Raw genomic sequence first — 16,492 nt, 5'->3', positions numbered from 1 at the left:
GCCGAGTAACTTTGTCGTCGAAGAGCGCTCGATTGAGTGTGATTCACCAATCGCTGTCAGCACTGCAAGGTCGTCATCTGGAGTGTTATTTTTCCTTTGGCGCATCTTCTGCCTTCACGAGCAGGTCGGCAGACGGGAGCATTTGCCCCTGTTTGCCGTACGGCTTGATTAGATCGGAGATCCGAATCATCGTGGCCAACAGCATGTTTATGCATCCGATGGCTATCGCCAAGAAGAGGGGAAAGAGTTGATCGGCACCTAGCCTCGTTGTGGCGGCGTTCGCGAGCACGATCGCCAGGATTGGCGTGCCCAGCGCGGAAATCGCCAAACTCGCACTCATGCGCAGACGGCGTGGGTTCAGTACTCCGTCCGGTATGGAACCACTCCTTCGGAGGACTGCAGCCTCGGTGAAGGGAAATCGCGATCTGAACCGAAACAGACGAAGCCGCCATCGCTCGAATCCAGTCTTGGATCCGTACGACTCGTACTCGGATGCGCTCATTGCGACGTTGATGACATAGGCGCGGTATCCGCCGCTCACAGCCGCGAATGTGCTCACCAGGATGAGCAAGAGTAGGAACGCGGCGCCGCCGTCGGACAATTTGTTGAGGAGTTGGTGTCTGCCAACCAATCCACTGATGAATATTGCGAAAAGGAGGAGTAGACCCAGTTGGAAGGAGAGATCGCGCTTGGCTCGCCGAAGGACCTCCGATACCTCCGCCCATGGTCCCTGAACAAGTCCAGCCACAATTGAGACGACGACAACGGTGAAGATGAAGAAGGCATTGATAGATGCTTCCAATACGAGGACGTATCGTTGAAGTTCAATCTGGTCGCTGGAATTGAACAGAGTCGGAACGAGCCGAATCGATCCCGCTATGGCGGTGAAGACGAGTATGTTCAAGAGCGACCTCGCGAACCAGAACAGGGTCTGTTGGTCCGGAATCGTGAGCGCATTGGGTTTGAGTGCTTTGATGATTCGTTTCACGATGCATCCTTGAGTTGAAGTTTCTCGTGGATGTCGGCTGGGAGGATGATTTCCTCGCCGGTGTGGGCGATATTGCAAATTAGTGATCCGTGGCGACTGGCGTGAGCAGATCTCAGAGCTGACCACTCCTGGTCGTGAACTGCGCGCGCAGTAGCGACGAGGCGATCCATGGAACCGCGAACTCGGTTGTCAAAGCAATCGAATACCCCCGCCTCAAAATCGAGCACCGAGTGCAGGTTTGTGGAGAGCTCGGGTATCGACGGCCTCGCAGGTCCGAATGAGTGAGTTTGATGTTGCCGGTACTGGCGCGCGCAGTCGCGGTACAAGAGGATGAGATCCTCCAGTTGGCGGAACTCTGCCAACGACAGCCTCAACAAGTGCCCCCATATAGGTTTCCGCAAGTTTGCGAACTGTCGTTCGTACTGCATCGACAGGTCATCGAGAGCAGGTTGAACGTGATTGCTCCAGTAGGTATTTGAGTCGAAACACGGTCGCAGGGAGTTCTCCACCACCGCCAAAGAGTCTCGATACCGATAGGCGAGATCCTCGTCCAGTCCGTCCGCGACCTCCTGGCAACGCTCTACCGCGCTTTCGGTCAAAGACGTCCAGGTCGCATGTTCCTTGTCGGTCAGATCTTGTCGACCGATCAGTCGATATTGGGGCGAAGAGTCCAACCAGATTTCGGGAAGCGACGGGCAGTGATACTGCTCCAATGTGTTCCAGTCGTCGAACCGCCGAACTTTGAGGAAATCGAAGTGATCGTCCGCTTTGTACGTCTTCTTCTTGTAGCCGGTTACCTGCATCAGATAGTGCATCCGAATGCTCCATGCACCTTCGGACTCCTGATATTGTTCGCCGTACTGTATGCGGCCCGCCAAATCTTCATCGAACCAATAGATGGGATGGCCGACGAAGTCTGCATTCACATTGCTGGGTGCGTTGCGAATCAACCCGTTTCGCTGACGCGGGTATCGCTTGGGAACTGGTGGAAATCCCCAAGCGCTGACTGCGATCTGATCCTCGTAGAGGCCAGATCGGATCCGGAAGCCCGATTTCATTTGGTTGGCATCTCGACGCGAAAGTCGGTGAAACTTGGGGTATCGCGGGTTAACTGGAATTCTTGTTATCATGGGTTTTCTGGCCTCCTTTTGGAAAGGGAAGTCGACAGTCTGAGATTTCTATTTCTTCGATAAAGATCTTTATCTAGAAATATATTACTAGGATATGGGGTGAAATGTAACCCGATGTAAGCCGGTTATCTTTACTGATGTATATATTGATCGTAGAATTAGACTATAATTTGACGTCGATATGGGGCTGTATGAATTCGATTCGGGAAATGCTCATCAGTGGTTACGAAGGCCGATATCGCAAGAAGCTGCTCAGGCGGGGGCAGTTGGATTGGCGCAATGTTCCGAAGCGTGACCGGCCTTCTGTACTGCAGCGATCGTACAATGAATTCGTCTCTGCGAACACGCATCTGGAGAGTTTCAGAACTGATCATCTCTCCGGGTACAGTGGTGATGTCACAATCGTTTTCAGCCAGCGGTACCTGTCCAGGTTTCAAGCGATAGCTGGAGGAGTCGTTGAGAAATCGATCGAGAGAACCCTCCAGAAGTCGGCAATGATGTTTCTGGAAACCGGCCCCACCATCGTGCTCGTTTATCATGAGCTTGGGGTTCGGAACGCAAAGTGGACCAGCCTTCAGCCAGCTGAAATCGATCCGAAGCTGCTGAAGGGGCGGGTGGCCCGTAGGGTCTCACATCAGATGAACAGAGATCACCTGGCTGTATTGGAAAGTGTTCAGATGGAAGTGGATTCGTGACGCCGAGTGAGGACCTCCGTTCGGGAAGGAGACGTCCGATCTGAGTGCTCGGTTTCCGCGAGCGAGGTCGGGATCGTGCAGTCCCTTGTCATCAGTGTCCGCGGGCGGCGCCGACCTCACAGTACGTCTGCTTTACGCACCAGTCGACCGCATTGAAGGGTGTGATCGGTGTACTGCGACGGGTCCAGGCCTGCTCGGTCCAGTGCGTCAGCGAGGATCAAGTCCACTCGGGAAGGTTTGCTCCGCTCCATAGTTCGGATGTCAGCTGGAAACAGCGGGCCGTCAGATCGTCCTCGGTGGAGGATCCAACTCCGAAGAGCTGACGTCGGTGACATTTGGACATCAGAGAGTATGGGCAGATCGACAAGCTCAGGCTCTCTGATGTCGGGTCCACCAATCGAAAGCTGAATCGGTTCGCTCGCCTTTCCGAATGAGACATCCTCGAAGTTCAGGGACACGACCTGCTGGGGACTCAATCGGCCGAAGTGCGACACCAATAGTATTGCCCTCTCCAGCGGCGATTCCGCGGAGAGGGCGCCGACTGCCTGGCGGAACTCTCGCCATGGCATCTGCGACTCACCTGCTGACTCTTCTTCATTCATAACGGCTTTCAGCGCAGACAGGACTGACCTGATGTTCTCCGCGCTGGCGACGTTGCCGCTCAGGTAGGGCACTGAGTGATGGCCGTGGAAGTACTTGATTGCTGATACGCGGCCCTCAATTGTTGCGACCGCTTCAGGGGCGGGGAAACCGTTCCGCTGCATGGGGCTCAGCGTGCCGGAGCTGCATGCGAAGATGTATTCCACAAGCGTCTTCTCGGCGGCGGGCAGTTCGGCTAGGTGACGTTCGCGGCAGAACGCCTTGAAGTGGGCCCATCGAGATGCGTATGTTGCGGCGGTGGATGCGTTGGGTAGCTTCCGGATTGAAGCGTTTCTCACTGCAGCGTGGAACTCCGGGTCGGCCAGGCTGGACTGTGCCAACTCTCGAGCTTGCGCCAGAAAATGCCGAAATTGCTGGATATCACTCTGCGTCATCGATGGTCCCTTTGCGTTTTGGGGAGGTGAATTGTCGCGGTAGATCACGTCCATTGCCGGGCAGAACTGTCACTGGTGCTCTGGTGGCAAGAAATGCTCGACGAAACTCCTAGTCGAGATATTCGCTTCTCTAAGAATCGATTCTATTAGGGACATTGGAGGAGGTACAGCTCTACGGAAGCGTGCTGTGGCGTTGCGTCGATGATCGGAAGAGGATGGCGTCAGGCAGAAATGGATGAGTGGCCCCGCCAGGTGAATTGAATCGAGCTTGCTTCGGCGGGGCCTGCACACCATCCATCCGGGACGAGTACGCGACGTCAACGATAGCGTGTTGAGAGAGTTGATGCCGATTGATTGCGTCTGCGCATCGATGGGTGGTTAAACCATCTGTGCTGCAACCAATTCACCAACTGACTCTTTTAGAATCGAAGAGTCGACGAGTCCATCCGAATTGCTTGAGTCGGCCCGGATGCGGAACTCGAGGCGAACGAACCAGTGGTGATGAAGCGGAGGGAACTTGCAGATGGGCATCTCGAAAACGAACGATTCAGAGACTCGATCTACAGATGGTCGAGGTAGCTCGCTCACTAGCGAGTTCGGAGTCTCAAAAACCCGTCTCATTCGCACCGTCTCGAAACGTAGTGCATCGGTTGAGTTCTGGGACAGAGGTATCGCGTGAGCGCCTTGTTGGGGTATGCCCGGGTGTCAACCTCGGAACAGAACGCCGATCTGCAGGAGGACGCTCTCAGCGCCGCCGGCTGTTTCAGGGTCTGGACCGACACGGCTTCAGGGGCGAGATCTGACAGGCCAGAATTGGCCAAGCTCTTGGATACGCTTAGGGAAGGAGACACCCTGGTGGTTTGGCGGCTCGATCGGCTCGGTCGTTCGCTCCCACATCTGATCGACACCGTCGATCAACTGAAAAGTCGTGGAGTCTCGTTCAAGTCACTGAATGAGTCGATCGACACTTCAACGTCGGGTGGCACGTTGATCTTTCACATCTTCGGGGCTCTCGCTGAATTCGAACGCAGTCTCATCAAGGAAAGAACCATGGCTGGGTTGGCCGCGGCTCGTGATCGCGGACGCATCGGTGGACGGCCAGCCGCACTATCTGTGGCGAAGCGACGTCTGGCGATCAAGATGCGAGGGGAGGGAGTTCCTATGGGAGAGATAGCTGAGGTTCTCAACGTGGCGCGCAGTACGTTGTATCGGAATCTGGCGAAGTGATCGGGCTGGCGACAGCGGACTCTCTGAATGGCGTTGTGACGCCTGATCTCGAAGTCTTCTAGACGAGACGTCGTCGATTCTAAGTCGACCCGTCAACGCGATCTAGGGGCGCAAAAGACTATCGATCATCGATCAATCGTCTATATATCAAGCACTGCAATAGCTTTCAGAGAAATCGGTCCGGGGTGCCGTATAGCTTGACTTCGTCCCCCGCGCGCGCGAGAAAGCCGTTTCCCGTACACGCCGACGATCCGAGTAGCGAGGAGTCCAACATGTACCTGACTGACGAAGACAAGCGAACGATCCACGGTCGGACACGTACGATTCGAAACAGATTGAGTGGTGAACTGAGTGAAGCGGTTCTCGAGGTCGTCGAGGAGAGCGGCAACGATGACTTCCTCGCAATCTACAAGTCACTGAAGCGACTGCGGCCCTTGGATGTTGATCGCGCCATGACGGCCAGAGTGGTCCGGTTCCTCCTCGCCAAGATGGTCGCCGCGGGAGATCAGGGTTTGGATAGGATCGAGTTCGATTGTGCTCAGACGGTTCGAGATTGGGGTGGAACCAGCGCCGCGATCGCAGATGCCTATTCCTTGGTCGGCCCAGCAGACACGACAGACCGTGGAATTTCCGATGCAATCGTCATCTACCTCGATCGTCTCGGGCCCGCGAAGGCCAAGCGGAAGGCCAAGCCTGGGGATCCGTTCGCGGAGATATTGAGAAGGCATGGGGTGCAACCGGAATGATCTCGGTACCGCGTATAGGGGAGGGTGAGATGGATTAACGCTGACACTTTACCGGCGCCAGCCATTCATCTGCACCTGCGATTGAGCTGACTGTGCGTCAACGGGCTGAGCGGTATCCTGTCGGGGCAGACTGGGGCGACAGCTGGCACTGTTCACCGAGGGATGTGTGGTGGATATAGCAGCGCCGGTCAAACTTCGGATGGTCGCGTTGATGGCGCCGATAGCTGGCTATGTCCTCATGTGGTGCGTAGCGCTCTCGTGGGCGGGGAGTCTTCCAGATCCGGTTGCTGTTCAATGGGGTTCGGCGGGGGTGACAAATCTGAATTCGTTGGTGTCGTACTACGGGTTCTTTGCGGCTGGCGTGGTGGTGCCTGGCGGGTTGGGACTTCTCGCTGCTGTCACCGCTAACCGTGGAACCCGACGTGTGTGTGCGGGCTTGGCAGTTATGTTGAGCTTTGTCTTGGGCGGGATGTGCATTGCGATAGTGGCTGGCCAGCGACACCTTCCGAACGCATCGGAGTCGTCTGTTCCCCTGGCTAGCATGGGAATCGTCGCCACAATCGGGATCGGATTGGGTGTCGCGGCTGCTTACTTCGTCGATGGTGATGCACCTGGCAACTCTTCAACGGAGGAGTCGCTGGATTCCCGCTATCGGCAGCAGTGGCGATCCGCGACTGACGCAAGCCCTCCTAACTCGGACTGAGCGGTTGCGGAACGCTTTTCGGTTCTCGTCAAGAGGCCGCACTGGAAGTCTTCTCGTGCGATCTCTCCGAGTTACCGGCAGCGTGATCACCCGTGACGGCCAATAGTTTCAGAAGAAACGCATGCATTCCTGGGGCTACTCCCTGAATCGTCGGCATTGGGAAGGCCGTCAGGCGACTCGAGCTGCCTGAACTCGGTGAATCAGCGTCGACGAGCTTGCTCGCAACGGCGTCGACGCTCTTCACGGTGCGAGGCTGGGCAACGAAGATATCAATGAGCTCAGCACGGCGTCATCCCGCGACGGCCGAGTCCTCTAGCCGAGTGATCCTATGTGCGTCTATCTCCAGGAGCGGGCGACCGGAGACTGCCACGGGTCGTTGTGGCCGGTACTGGTGGACGAACCCGAGCTGGCGGTAGACCTGCAGGCGCCGCCCGAGTGGCCGTTCGAGATCGAGCATCCCGATCCCGTGAGCCTGAGATTGTGGCGGTCGAAGAAGGCGGTTGTGGAGCCCTATCCGTCCGTCTTGACAGTGTGCTGCGCCTTGGTCCAGACGATAACCGAAGTGAAACTCAGAATCCAAAATGTGAGAAAACCACCCCGAGTTTCACCTCCAGACAAGGTTTTCATCCCCACAATCACCCTGTTTGGTGCCAGTCTTCCTCCCTTTTCGTAGGTTTAAATTGCACATGCAAGTAGCTTGCAGTTCGCCAAGTGGGATTGTGTGTGTCCGTCGGGGACCCTGAAGTCAGACAGTGAGGGAAAACGTCGTGAGATCTGTGGTGTCGGAACTGTGGTCGACAATAGTGACTGTCGGGGTGCGCCCGCGCACATGCCGTAGGCGATCTGGGGGCTTCGGGGTGGCCGTCGTGGCTGCTGCGCTGGTGCTTGGAGCGCTATCGTTCACTGCGCCTGCAGCGGGTTCGGATGTCGGGTTGGTCGTAGAGAGCGACGCCTCACCGCTGTTCACCGTCGGATTATCTGTGTTCGACGGCGTCCCACCGTTCGATGCTGATGATGGTCCGGGTCGCGATTCCGGTCCGTCCAATCGGATTGTCCGCGAGGGTGATCCGGTGACGTACGTCATTGACATCGGTATCCGGGGCGTTCCCCTGCCTGATGTGGTTATCGACCTTCCGGTGCAGCGAGGATTCAAAGTGACGTCCGTGCCTGAGTACTGCGGCGACGGATCGTTCCTCGATGAGATCGGGTTGCTTTGTCGCGTGGGAGAATTGGAGCAGGACAGATACTTCACCCGCACGGTGGACATGACCGCTGGCCCGAAAGCAGAGGCGGACGGACTGCCGATCGCCGTCGTAGTGAGCGCACGCGGGGGATCGGTCCGTGTCCGCTCCAACGACGCCGTTGTGCGGGTCTCGACCGCTACAGGGGTGTGCGATCCGTACGGAGTCTCCGTTCCTGACAGCGCAACAACTCCGGAGGGTCCGGTGGTGGCGAACGGAACAATTTCAGGTGTCGTCACCTCCGGCCCGGCGTCGACCGCACTGATCGAGGGCGTGGATCAGTGTGGTCACGCAATTGCTCGGTCGGTGACACCCTTCGATGGGCGGTTCTCCTTCGTCGGACTTCTGCCTGGAACGTATCGAATCACGGTCGATGGACGAGCGCCGGTGGACGTCGGACTGTACCCGGGTGAGATGACTGTGAACGGGCTGATGCTGTGATCGCCGTCGCGCACGTTCGGGGACCTGACATTGATCCTCGAAGCCGCTGTCGTGTTTCAGAATGCCAGGACACCGTGGGAGGTTCTCGTGCGTGAAAGTCTCGGTATCGCACTCGACAGCGATTCCATCTCCACCGCTCTCGTGGACGCCGACACCCCTCTCCTCGGGCCTGTCGACCAGCACCGCCATAGGTGGAGTGCGGACGGGGGCGTTCCGTCCGCACAGTCATCGGCTCGCGCGCTCGTCTCCGCTGCCGGCGTCGCGATCGACCGCGCATCACGCTCTGACCTGCACCCGACTTCGATCGGGGTGGTGTGTGAGCGCAGCGACGTGCGCGATCTGATTTCAGAGACCTCGTCGCCCCTTGCGGGCGACAACGTCGTTGTGGTCAACGGTCTCGACGCACGCCTGGCTTACCTTCGAACGGTGGACACGCTGGCTGGGGTGTCCCCGATCCTGGCATTCTGGGGCGAGGGTGAGGAAACCGTGATCGCCGCGATCGATCCTCTCTCCGGTACGATCGACTCCGCGCACCGCTTTCTGAGCTCGGACTTGTTTGCGAACAATGAAACATTCACCGCAACATTTGCTTTGATCGTGGCGGAGCGGGATGCGGTTCCGAAGATGCTCGTGGCAATGAGGTCTCCCGAGCAGAGTCGGGAGATGGCCGCAGTCGCTGCCGAGCAGGCCGGTCTCGGATTCGTATTCCTTGGCGAACCCGGTCAACTCGCCATAGGTGCGGCTCTGGTCGCCGCCGCGCATCTCGCTGCCTTGCACGGGGTGCCCTTGGCCGGAGCGATCGGCGCCCCGGTGGTGACCGCGGCCGGAGCGCGGCATTGGGCACCACTTGCGGTGGTATCGACATTCCTCGTGCTCGGAGGGTTGTTGATCGGATTGCTGATCACCCTTGCGCCGGACAAGGCGAGCACCGCCACCACTGATCGGACGAACGGCGAGACCACACCGTCGATCCCCGGCGACGAGGACAGCCACGACAGTGGCGGCCCTGCCGTCCCCGTCCAACCTGGACACAGGTTTGGGGAGAGCGGCGAGAGTGTCGACGTACTGCCTTCGCTCCCAACGACTTTGAACGAGGTTCTCCCGCCCTGCGATCCGGTCGCTCCTGCCTTCCCGGCTGGCCTACGACGCTCGGACCCTGACCTTCCATCTGCGACGACCCCTCCGCAGGCTCCAGGCGTCGATGACTGCGTGCCAACACGTAGCGGATGATCTACGGGGCACATGCACATAGTGCAGCCTAGATCGCGATCGTCGCGGGATTGGTGACGGCACATCTCCTCAGCATCCGCGCTCGCGGTGCCACTGGCCACTCTCCGCCATATAGGGCGTACTCGTTGTTATCTATTCGGCCATCTCCTGGAATGAAAGGCTTTTGCCGGAAGTAATGCACTACAACGATTTTGCGGGGTGGGTGCGTGCTCGTCTCGATGCGGGGCCCGTACAGTGACGACATCGATGCGGCCCGGAAACTAGGCGTGCCACCTTCAACTGTGTTGCGGTGGCTCGGTGTCCGTCACCCGACCCGTGCAACGACCCGAGAAGTTGCGACCCGCTTCGGCGTACCCATCCAGGAGGTGCTCGTTGCCGGTGGCTACATGACGCCTGACGAAGCAGCCACCACCGCCGATACGCTCGACGACGCTCGAACAGTTCACTGACACTACCCTCGACACCGTCGGGAACGAAGAAACGGCCGAGCGCTCTTGGCCACGACCGACCAGGCTGAATCATCCCGGATTTTTCGGAGACTTCATCCTTGGAAAGATGGAGTCATGTCGTCAGGAACGAACAACAAGAACCTCGAACTGCGGCAGCGGGCACTCGCCCATGCTCTCGACGCTCAGAACTGGACTGCGGCGATCGACATCGCCGAACTTCACTGGGTGGAGATGCTCGTCGACAATGGCGGCGGCCTTCGCTCTGCGCTGCAGAGAATTCCTGCCGACGTGGCAGCTAAACACCCCACAGTTCTCGCGGTTCGTGCACTGTTCGACGGGCACCCCTTCGTCACGGTCGGCGTGTTGGCGGATCCACCACCCAGCATTTCTGGGCTGGTGACAATCGATACGCCGAAGGATGAACTGAACGTCGGTTGTATCGAGTCGATCATGCTCCGAATGGCCGGCCACTTCGAACAATCCGCGGCTGTCACGCAACGCCTGACCCATCTCAGTCGTAGCGCCCTAGACCACAGCGGGGAGGTCGTCAGCCGACAGTTGCCGTTCATGCGAGCCCAATGGGCCATCACCTATCAGCTCCATGGGATGCTTGCCGAATCCACCATCGAAGCACGCCTTGCCTACCACGACGGACTGTCGCAACAGATCGGTTTCGTCGCCCGCGCTGCCGCCAATACCATCGCATTGAACTGGGCGATGGTCGGTGAACCTCTCCACTCGCTGCACTGGTCGGAATGCGAGAAACGACATGCCGAACACGGTGGCTGGCTCGAACCGACCTTCCGCACAGCGGGACGCGTCGCACGAACACTGACGTTCCTTGACGCTCTCTCTGTCGACGACGCCCTCAGCGCCCTGGATGAGGTGGGGTATCCGTCCGAAGCTGAAGAGCTGTGGGCCTTCGTCATGTATGCACACAGTCAATGTGCGCTGGCCCGAGGTGACGCCTTTGCAGCGTTGTCGTTGATGCGCAGAACCGTATCAGCGCATAGGCATCAGCACACTGTCACGTCGATATCCCTGCCGCTGTTGCAGGCCACCGAGATTGATTTGTTGATTGCGCTCGGTGAAGGGAGTGAGGCACTCGCACTGGCCGAGAGCATCGTCGATCCCGCCGCCCACCCGTGGACGCTGACGTCCGTCGTGCGTCTTCGTCAGCGAATCGGCGACAACAAGACGGCCGTGGCCCTGTGCGACCAGTTCGGTTGGACTCTTGAGTCGCATCCACGGGCTCAGATGGAACTACTTCTCACTCAGGCAGTTGCCCACTGGGAACTAGGAGAAACGCACTTCGCTACGCAGGTGTGGTCCAAAGCCTGCAAAATCGCAGACCAGACCGGGCTGCTGCGATCGTTCTCGACCATCTCGGCCTCTGACATCGCTCTGTTGGACAACGCCGCGGACACTGGCTCACAGGCGCTCTCAGAGTTCCGCAAAGCCTCTGGGGTGGAATCCTTTCCGAGAGTTGTGCACATCGTCACCCTCACCGATCGTGAACACAAGGTCCTCACACTTCTCAAGCAGGAAATGACGCAAGTGGCGATCGCGAAGGCTCTCTACGTCTCCGTCAATACCGTGAGATCCCAGTTGCGTACCCTCTACCGAAAACTTGGTGCGCACAACCGCAATGATGCAATCCGGCGAGCACACGCCTTGAAGCTGATACCGCGCGCGTGAGAGTTAATGCACGACGCCTGCCGCCAGGATCAACTCGGTACTTCATTTCCACCTTAGCGACGTATCCGAAGGTCCCGCCCGCGTACCGGGTCCGGCGGAACCGACCCCATTGCTGGCAATCTAACAAGTGGATATGCGGGTATGTGGTCTTGCTAGCTTGTTACCTTGCCAGCACTTCATCGATGCACTTGTTGAATTCAGCGTCCATCGTCGTCCCCAGTTGGGCGAGCTTCGCCTTGAAGGCTGCACGACGGGCTTTCGTCACTCGGGCCGATACCTGGACAGTGCGGGCATTGGGGTCGTCGGTCAGGCTGAGAGTGGAATCGGCGGAGTTGAGGGCAATCGCTTCGCGGTTCTCCGCGGGAACGGCCGGATGCGCGCTCCGTCGGCGAGAGCTCAACGTACTTGCTTGCGGTTCATATTTTGGCGGCATTTCGATTGTCCCCGTTGTCGATTGAATGCAGGATCGAGGTCAGGTAGTCGGCGTATGTCTGGTGAAGGACTCTCGCTTTGACCGTGCCCCATGTATCCAGACCTCGGCCGGACTCTTGAGCCTCAGCGATGAAGCTTGCCCGTTGAACAGGCGGGGAGAGAAGAGGCACGGGTGCCGGAAGGCTGATCAGTGCACCCTGCAGTTCACTCATCCAGTGACCCATCCGCTTTGTCTTCTGGACCCCGTTCACGATGGCGGCCGCAATGGTGAGCTTGGGATTCGTATACTGCTGGATTATCTCGACAGTGTCGAGGAGGCGATCCAAACCATCGAGGGCGAACTGGCCGAGTTCTGCGACTACCACTACGGCGTCTGCGGCAGTGAACGCGTTGACAGGCAACTGGTCCAGACTCGGAGGGCAATCGATCAGAATGAGATCGTAACGATCGGAGATCTCCGCGATTGCCTTCTTCAGTCGGCTCTCTCTGCCGGCCTTCATGGTAACCAGGCTCTGAGCCACATCAGCAAGGTCATCACCGCCGGCCGGGACGACGTCAAGGTTTGCCCACTCGGAGGCCCGTATCGCGTCGGATATCGGTGAGCTATTCGACTTGTCCAGGACCGTGGCGAGTGAACAGGTCTGGCTGCCTTGATGTCTTGGTGCCAGGACTTTGGTTGCATTGCCTTGTGGGTCAGCATCGACCACGAGAACCTTGAAGCCGTGTTCCGTGATCGCCGCACGTGCGATGTTCACTGTGGTGGTCGTCTTCCCGACTCCGCCTTTCTGATTGGCGAACGCAATTATTTTGGTCATCTGGCTCCGGATTCTCGGCGGGAAAACAGCTCTTACCCGCGGCCTCTCTAGCTAAGACTATCGAATTCTTAACTTGCCATATAGTGACGACGCTGGCTTGTGAACATGCTGGAGAGTTAACAATTCAACAAGAGGTCATACCGGTCGATGCGATGCGATGCGAAGAAGCGGTGATTGTGGCCTGATCCGGGTGAGTCAGCGCATGAGAAATCCCGGCTGTTCGCAAGTCGACTTGTTAACAACCGGGATTTCGCGTGGCCGAACTGGTCGCAGCCGAGGTTCACTCTCCACGTGCCGTCTGTTCGATACAGGGTCGCCTCGAGGATCATTTGAGGCTCGTCGGTGAGGTTTATTGAGCAGCGTGCGACATCTCCGTCACCGTACTAACGAGACTTTGGATAGGAACTGTGTAAGTGAGCGCCGGGGGTTGTTCGCCCTCTGCCCAAGTCGTTCTCGAAGAACCTCGCGCAGTTCGGGACAGGTTTGGGATTGACCAAGTTCGCAATTGGAGTTGTTGACAAGTGATCGTGAATTGTTGTTAGGCATTCGAATTGGTTGAACCCCGATCTGGTGATCAACAAGATGAGGTCAGCGTTCCACTCAGTTGTCCGAATGGACGTCCCATAGCTTTTAGGCGAGACGGACTGGTTGGTGCATCCATAGGCGCCCCCGAGCATTGGACAGCGAAGCCCGACCACAGCGCCTAATTAGGATGTTCCAATGTCACGCTCAAACTGGTCGTTCACGATCGATTGCTCCCGTCGGGTCAGCGGTACAGGCGGCTTGGCTGTCGACAGCCGTGAAATGAGTCCGTATGAGATCGGTCGCCCGGATTGGTGGCCAAGTATCGATGCGGCTTGTCGGAAGTCGGACGTTCGAACCTCGGGCAGGTGCTCGTGACGACGAAGCGGAACCGTCGGTCCGGCGTAGAGGACCGCTGGAGGAAGACGATCAGGGTCGGTGATGTCGAGCAGAAGGTTCCGTCGGCGAATGATGGCAAAGGCAAGCGCTGGCGTGCTCGGTACGTTGACGACCTCGGCACCGAGCATGCAAAGGGCTTCGACCGGAAAGCCGACGCTCAGAACTGGCTGAACACAGCTACGACGGCACTTGGCACGGGAACTCATGTCGCGCCGCGCAATGCTCAGATCACTGTTCAGCAATGGTGCGATCAGTGGATCCTGGGATACGGAGTCCATCGTGACTCGACGGTCAGGCAAGCGCGCACGCACATTGCGCAGATAACCGCGGAGTTCGGCAAGGTGCGTCTATCTGCTGTCCGACCGTCGGCGGTCAAAACCTGGACGTCGAAGTTGAAGGTGGATGGGTTCGCGGAATCGTACGTCTACGCGTTGCATTCACGTCTGGCGCAGATCATGGGCGATGCGGTTCATGACGGACTGCTTGGTCGTAATCCGTGCTCGCGTCGGACATCGCCGCCGATGGGTCGCGCCAAGGTCTACGTGATCACGACCGAGCAACTGTGGGCAGTGCACGACGCAATGCCGGCTCACTATCGAGTGGCGATCCTTCTTGGCGCGTTCGCAGGCCTTCGGATCTCCGAAGCGGCCGCGACGCTTGTCGACGATGTCGACTTCACCAGGGGAGTAGTTCACCCGAAGCGGCAGTGGCCGGACAAGCCGTTGAAGACACAGGGGAGTGACGCGCCGATTCCAGTGCCGCAGTCTCTCGCGCTCATGTTGTCGGCGTCGGTGCAGCAGTGGCCCCATGAGCACATGGTCACGAACGGCGAGGGGAAGGCTGCGGGACCGTGGTTGATTGAACGTGCGTTGCGAGGGGTGAAGGACTCGGGGGACGTCGACCTTCCCGACGAGTTCACATTCCACGACTTGCGCCACTATCTCGCCTCGCTGCTGATTGCCTCGGGCGCAGATATCAAGACAGTCCAGGCTCGGCTGCGGCATGCGAGCGCGAAGACGACGCTCGACACCTACGGGCACATGTGGCCGGACGCAGACGAGTCCACCCGCTCTGCGATCGATGCTGTGATCACTAAGCGGGTGGACTCGTCTGAAGATGCTGCGGACGCTGTGCGGACGGAAGGCTAGGTCAGCCGGTTCCAGTCCAGGTCAGCGACCGATGCGGATCACACGTCGTAGTAGAGCTCGAACTCGTACGGGTGCGGACGCAGGTTGACCGGAGCGATTTCCTGCTCACGCTTGAGCGAGATCCAGGTCTCGATCAGGTCGGTGGTGAAGACGCCACCCTCGGTCAGGTACTCGTGATCGGCTTCGAGGCGGTTGATGACCGTCTCGAGGCTGGTCGGAGCCTGCGGGATGTTGCGAGCCTCCTCCGGGGGAAGCTCGTAGAGGTCCTTGTCGACCGGAGCCATCGGCTCGATCTTGTTCTTGATGCCGTCCAAGCCGGCCATCATCTGTGCAGCGAAGTTGAGGTACGGGTTACCCGAGGAGTCGGGTGCGCGGAACTCTAGACGCTTTGCCTTCGGGTTGTTGCCCGTGATCGGGATACGGACAGCTGCCGAGCGGTTGCGCTGGCTGTACACGAGGTTGATGGGGGCTTCGTAGCCCGGCACCAGACGGTGGTACGAGTTGATCGTCGGGTTGGTGAAGGCCAACAGCGACGGAGCGTGGTGCAGGATGCCGCCGATGTAGTGGCGCGCCATGTCCGAGAGGCCTGCGTAGCCGGACTCGTCGTGGAAGAGGGGCTTGCCGTCCTTCCACAGGGACTGGTGGACGTGCATGCCCGAGCCGTTGTCACCGAAGAGCGGCTTCGGCATGAAGGTTGCGGACTTGCCGTGCTGCCAGCAGGTGTTCTTGACGATGTACTTGAACAGCTGCAGGTCGTCAGCAGCTGCGAGCAGCGTGTTGAACTTGTAGTTGATCTCCTGCTGTCCGCCGGTGCCGACCTCGTGGTGGCCGCGCTCGAGCTCGAAGCCTGCGTTGGTCAGGTTGGTGGAGATTTCGTCGCGCAGGTCCACGTAGTGGTCGTACGGAGCGACGGGGAAGTAGCCACCCTTGGCGCGAACCTTGTAGCCGAGGTTCGGGGAGCCGTCGGCGTTGGTCTCTGCGCCGGTGTTCCAGGAACCGGAGATGGAATCCAATTCGTAGAAAGCGGAGTTCATGCCGGAGTCGTAGCGAACCGAGTCGAAGATGTAGAACTCGGCCTCGGCGCCGAAGAATGCGGTGTCCGCGATGCCGGTGCTGACCAAGTACTCCTCGGCCTTGCGGGCAACGTTGCGCGGGTCGCGGCTGTAGGACTCACGGGTGAACGGGTCGTGCACGAAGAAGTTGATGTTGAGGGTCTTCGCCTTGCGGAAGGGGTCGATCTGCGCCGTGGTGACGTCGGGAAGCAACATCATGTCGGACTCGTGGATCGACTGGAATCCGCGGACCGAAGATCCGTCGAATGCGAGGCCGTCCTCGAACACGTCCTGGTTGAAAGCAGACGCCGGGATCGAGAAGTGCTGCTGGACGCCGGGCAGGTCGCTGAACCGAATGTCGACGTACTCGATGTTCTCGTCCGCGATGTACTTGATGACCTCTTCGGCCGTGGTGAACGCCACGCTTGTGCTCCTTAAGTCGCTTCAGCCAAGTGATGTCGGTTGAATCCGTCGAGGCAGACGGTAGGGAGCTGGTGTTGCCCGCTCGTCAACCCTTTGTTTCGGCAGTGTTACGCGTCGCA

14 protein-coding genes are annotated in these 16,492 nt (G+C 58.6%); 8 read left to right on the top strand and 6 right to left on the bottom strand.

The window, feature by feature from the left end:
* Nucleotides 1–85: 85 nt before the first annotated feature.
* Together M0639_RS17160 and M0639_RS17155 are read right to left on the bottom strand one after the other, a co-directional pair.
* Nucleotides 86–988 (bottom strand): hypothetical protein, encoded by a 903-nt coding sequence (locus M0639_RS17160; protein WP_042445907.1) that lies wholly within the window; start codon nt 986–988, stop codon nt 86–88.
* Nucleotides 985–1,938, bottom strand: a complete 954-nt coding sequence (locus tag M0639_RS17155) for a hypothetical protein (RefSeq protein WP_144245822.1) — start codon at nt 1,936–1,938, stop codon at nt 985–987. Before M0639_RS17155 ends, M0639_RS17160 begins: the two co-directional genes overlap by 4 nt.
* A 371-nt stretch (nt 1,939–2,309) precedes the next feature.
* Here M0639_RS17155 and M0639_RS17150 point away from each other — a divergent pair, with 371 nt between their 5' ends.
* Complete coding sequence (locus M0639_RS17150; RefSeq protein WP_144245823.1) at nt 2,310–2,813, top strand: hypothetical protein; 504 nt, start codon at nt 2,310–2,312, stop codon at nt 2,811–2,813.
* Nucleotides 2,814–2,929: 116 nt separating this feature from the next.
* Here the strand turns inward: M0639_RS17150 and M0639_RS17145 are convergent, their stop codons facing one another.
* Nucleotides 2,930–3,847, bottom strand: coding sequence for a site-specific integrase (locus M0639_RS17145; protein WP_042445916.1), 918 nt, complete (start codon nt 3,845–3,847; stop codon nt 2,930–2,932).
* Nucleotides 3,848–4,522: 675 nt separating this feature from the next.
* Here M0639_RS17145 and M0639_RS17140 point away from each other — a divergent pair.
* The 6 genes from M0639_RS17140 (at nt 4,523) to M0639_RS17115 (ending at nt 11,582) form a co-directional block, all read left to right on the top strand.
* Nucleotides 4,523–5,074 carry a recombinase family protein gene (locus tag M0639_RS17140; protein WP_080726527.1) on the top strand — a complete coding sequence of 184 codons (552 nt, stop codon included), beginning with the start codon at nt 4,523–4,525 and terminating at the stop codon, nt 5,072–5,074.
* Nucleotides 5,075–5,346: 272 nt separating this feature from the next.
* On the top strand, nt 5,347–5,820 hold the full coding sequence (locus M0639_RS17135; protein WP_042445920.1) for a hypothetical protein: 474 nt from the start codon (nt 5,347–5,349) through the stop codon (nt 5,818–5,820).
* A gap of 1,569 nt (nt 5,821–7,389) precedes the next feature.
* Nucleotides 7,390–8,205 carry a carboxypeptidase-like regulatory domain-containing protein gene (locus tag M0639_RS17130; RefSeq protein ID WP_230793121.1) on the top strand — a complete coding sequence of 272 codons (816 nt, stop codon included), beginning with the start codon at nt 7,390–7,392 and terminating at the stop codon, nt 8,203–8,205.
* A gap of 87 nt (nt 8,206–8,292) precedes the next feature.
* Nucleotides 8,293–9,435 (top strand): DUF7159 family protein, encoded by a 1,143-nt coding sequence (locus M0639_RS17125; RefSeq protein WP_042445978.1) that lies wholly within the window; start codon nt 8,293–8,295, stop codon nt 9,433–9,435.
* 266 nt (nt 9,436–9,701) lie between these two features.
* On the top strand, nt 9,702–9,884 hold the full coding sequence (locus tag M0639_RS17120) for a hypothetical protein (protein ID WP_144245824.1): 183 nt from the start codon (nt 9,702–9,704) through the stop codon (nt 9,882–9,884).
* Nucleotides 9,885–9,998: 114 nt separating this feature from the next.
* Nucleotides 9,999–11,582, top strand: coding sequence for a helix-turn-helix transcriptional regulator (locus tag M0639_RS17115; protein WP_052416908.1), 1,584 nt, complete (start codon nt 9,999–10,001; stop codon nt 11,580–11,582).
* 160 nt (nt 11,583–11,742) lie between these two features.
* Here M0639_RS17115 and M0639_RS17110 read toward each other — a convergent pair whose 3' ends face one another.
* Together M0639_RS17110 and M0639_RS17105 are read right to left on the bottom strand one after the other, a co-directional pair.
* A complete protein-coding gene (locus M0639_RS17110; RefSeq protein ID WP_042445928.1) occupies nt 11,743–11,982 on the bottom strand; it encodes a hypothetical protein in 240 nt (79 codons plus the stop codon).
* A gap of 16 nt (nt 11,983–11,998) precedes the next feature.
* Nucleotides 11,999–12,829 carry a ParA family protein gene (locus M0639_RS17105; RefSeq protein WP_052416909.1) on the bottom strand — a complete coding sequence of 277 codons (831 nt, stop codon included), beginning with the start codon at nt 12,827–12,829 and terminating at the stop codon, nt 11,999–12,001.
* A gap of 896 nt (nt 12,830–13,725) precedes the next feature.
* Here M0639_RS17105 and M0639_RS17100 point away from each other — a divergent pair.
* On the top strand, nt 13,726–14,898 hold the full coding sequence (locus M0639_RS17100; protein ID WP_042446231.1) for a tyrosine-type recombinase/integrase: 1,173 nt from the start codon (nt 13,726–13,728) through the stop codon (nt 14,896–14,898).
* A 38-nt stretch (nt 14,899–14,936) separates the two neighbouring features.
* Here the strand turns inward: M0639_RS17100 and glnA are convergent, their stop codons facing one another.
* The gene (gene glnA, locus M0639_RS17095; protein ID WP_003941609.1) at nt 14,937–16,373 is read right to left on the bottom strand and encodes a type I glutamate--ammonia ligase; all 1,437 of its coding nucleotides are present in this window, start codon (nt 16,371–16,373) and stop codon (nt 14,937–14,939) included.
* Nucleotides 16,374–16,492: the final 119 nt, after the last annotated feature.

Origin of the sequence: Rhodococcus qingshengii JCM 15477, assembly GCF_023221595.1 — a bacterium.
GTDB classification, from domain to species: Bacteria; Actinomycetota; Actinomycetes; order Mycobacteriales; family Mycobacteriaceae; genus Rhodococcus_F; species Rhodococcus_F qingshengii.
This window is presented reverse-complemented; position numbering and strand designations above follow the sequence as displayed.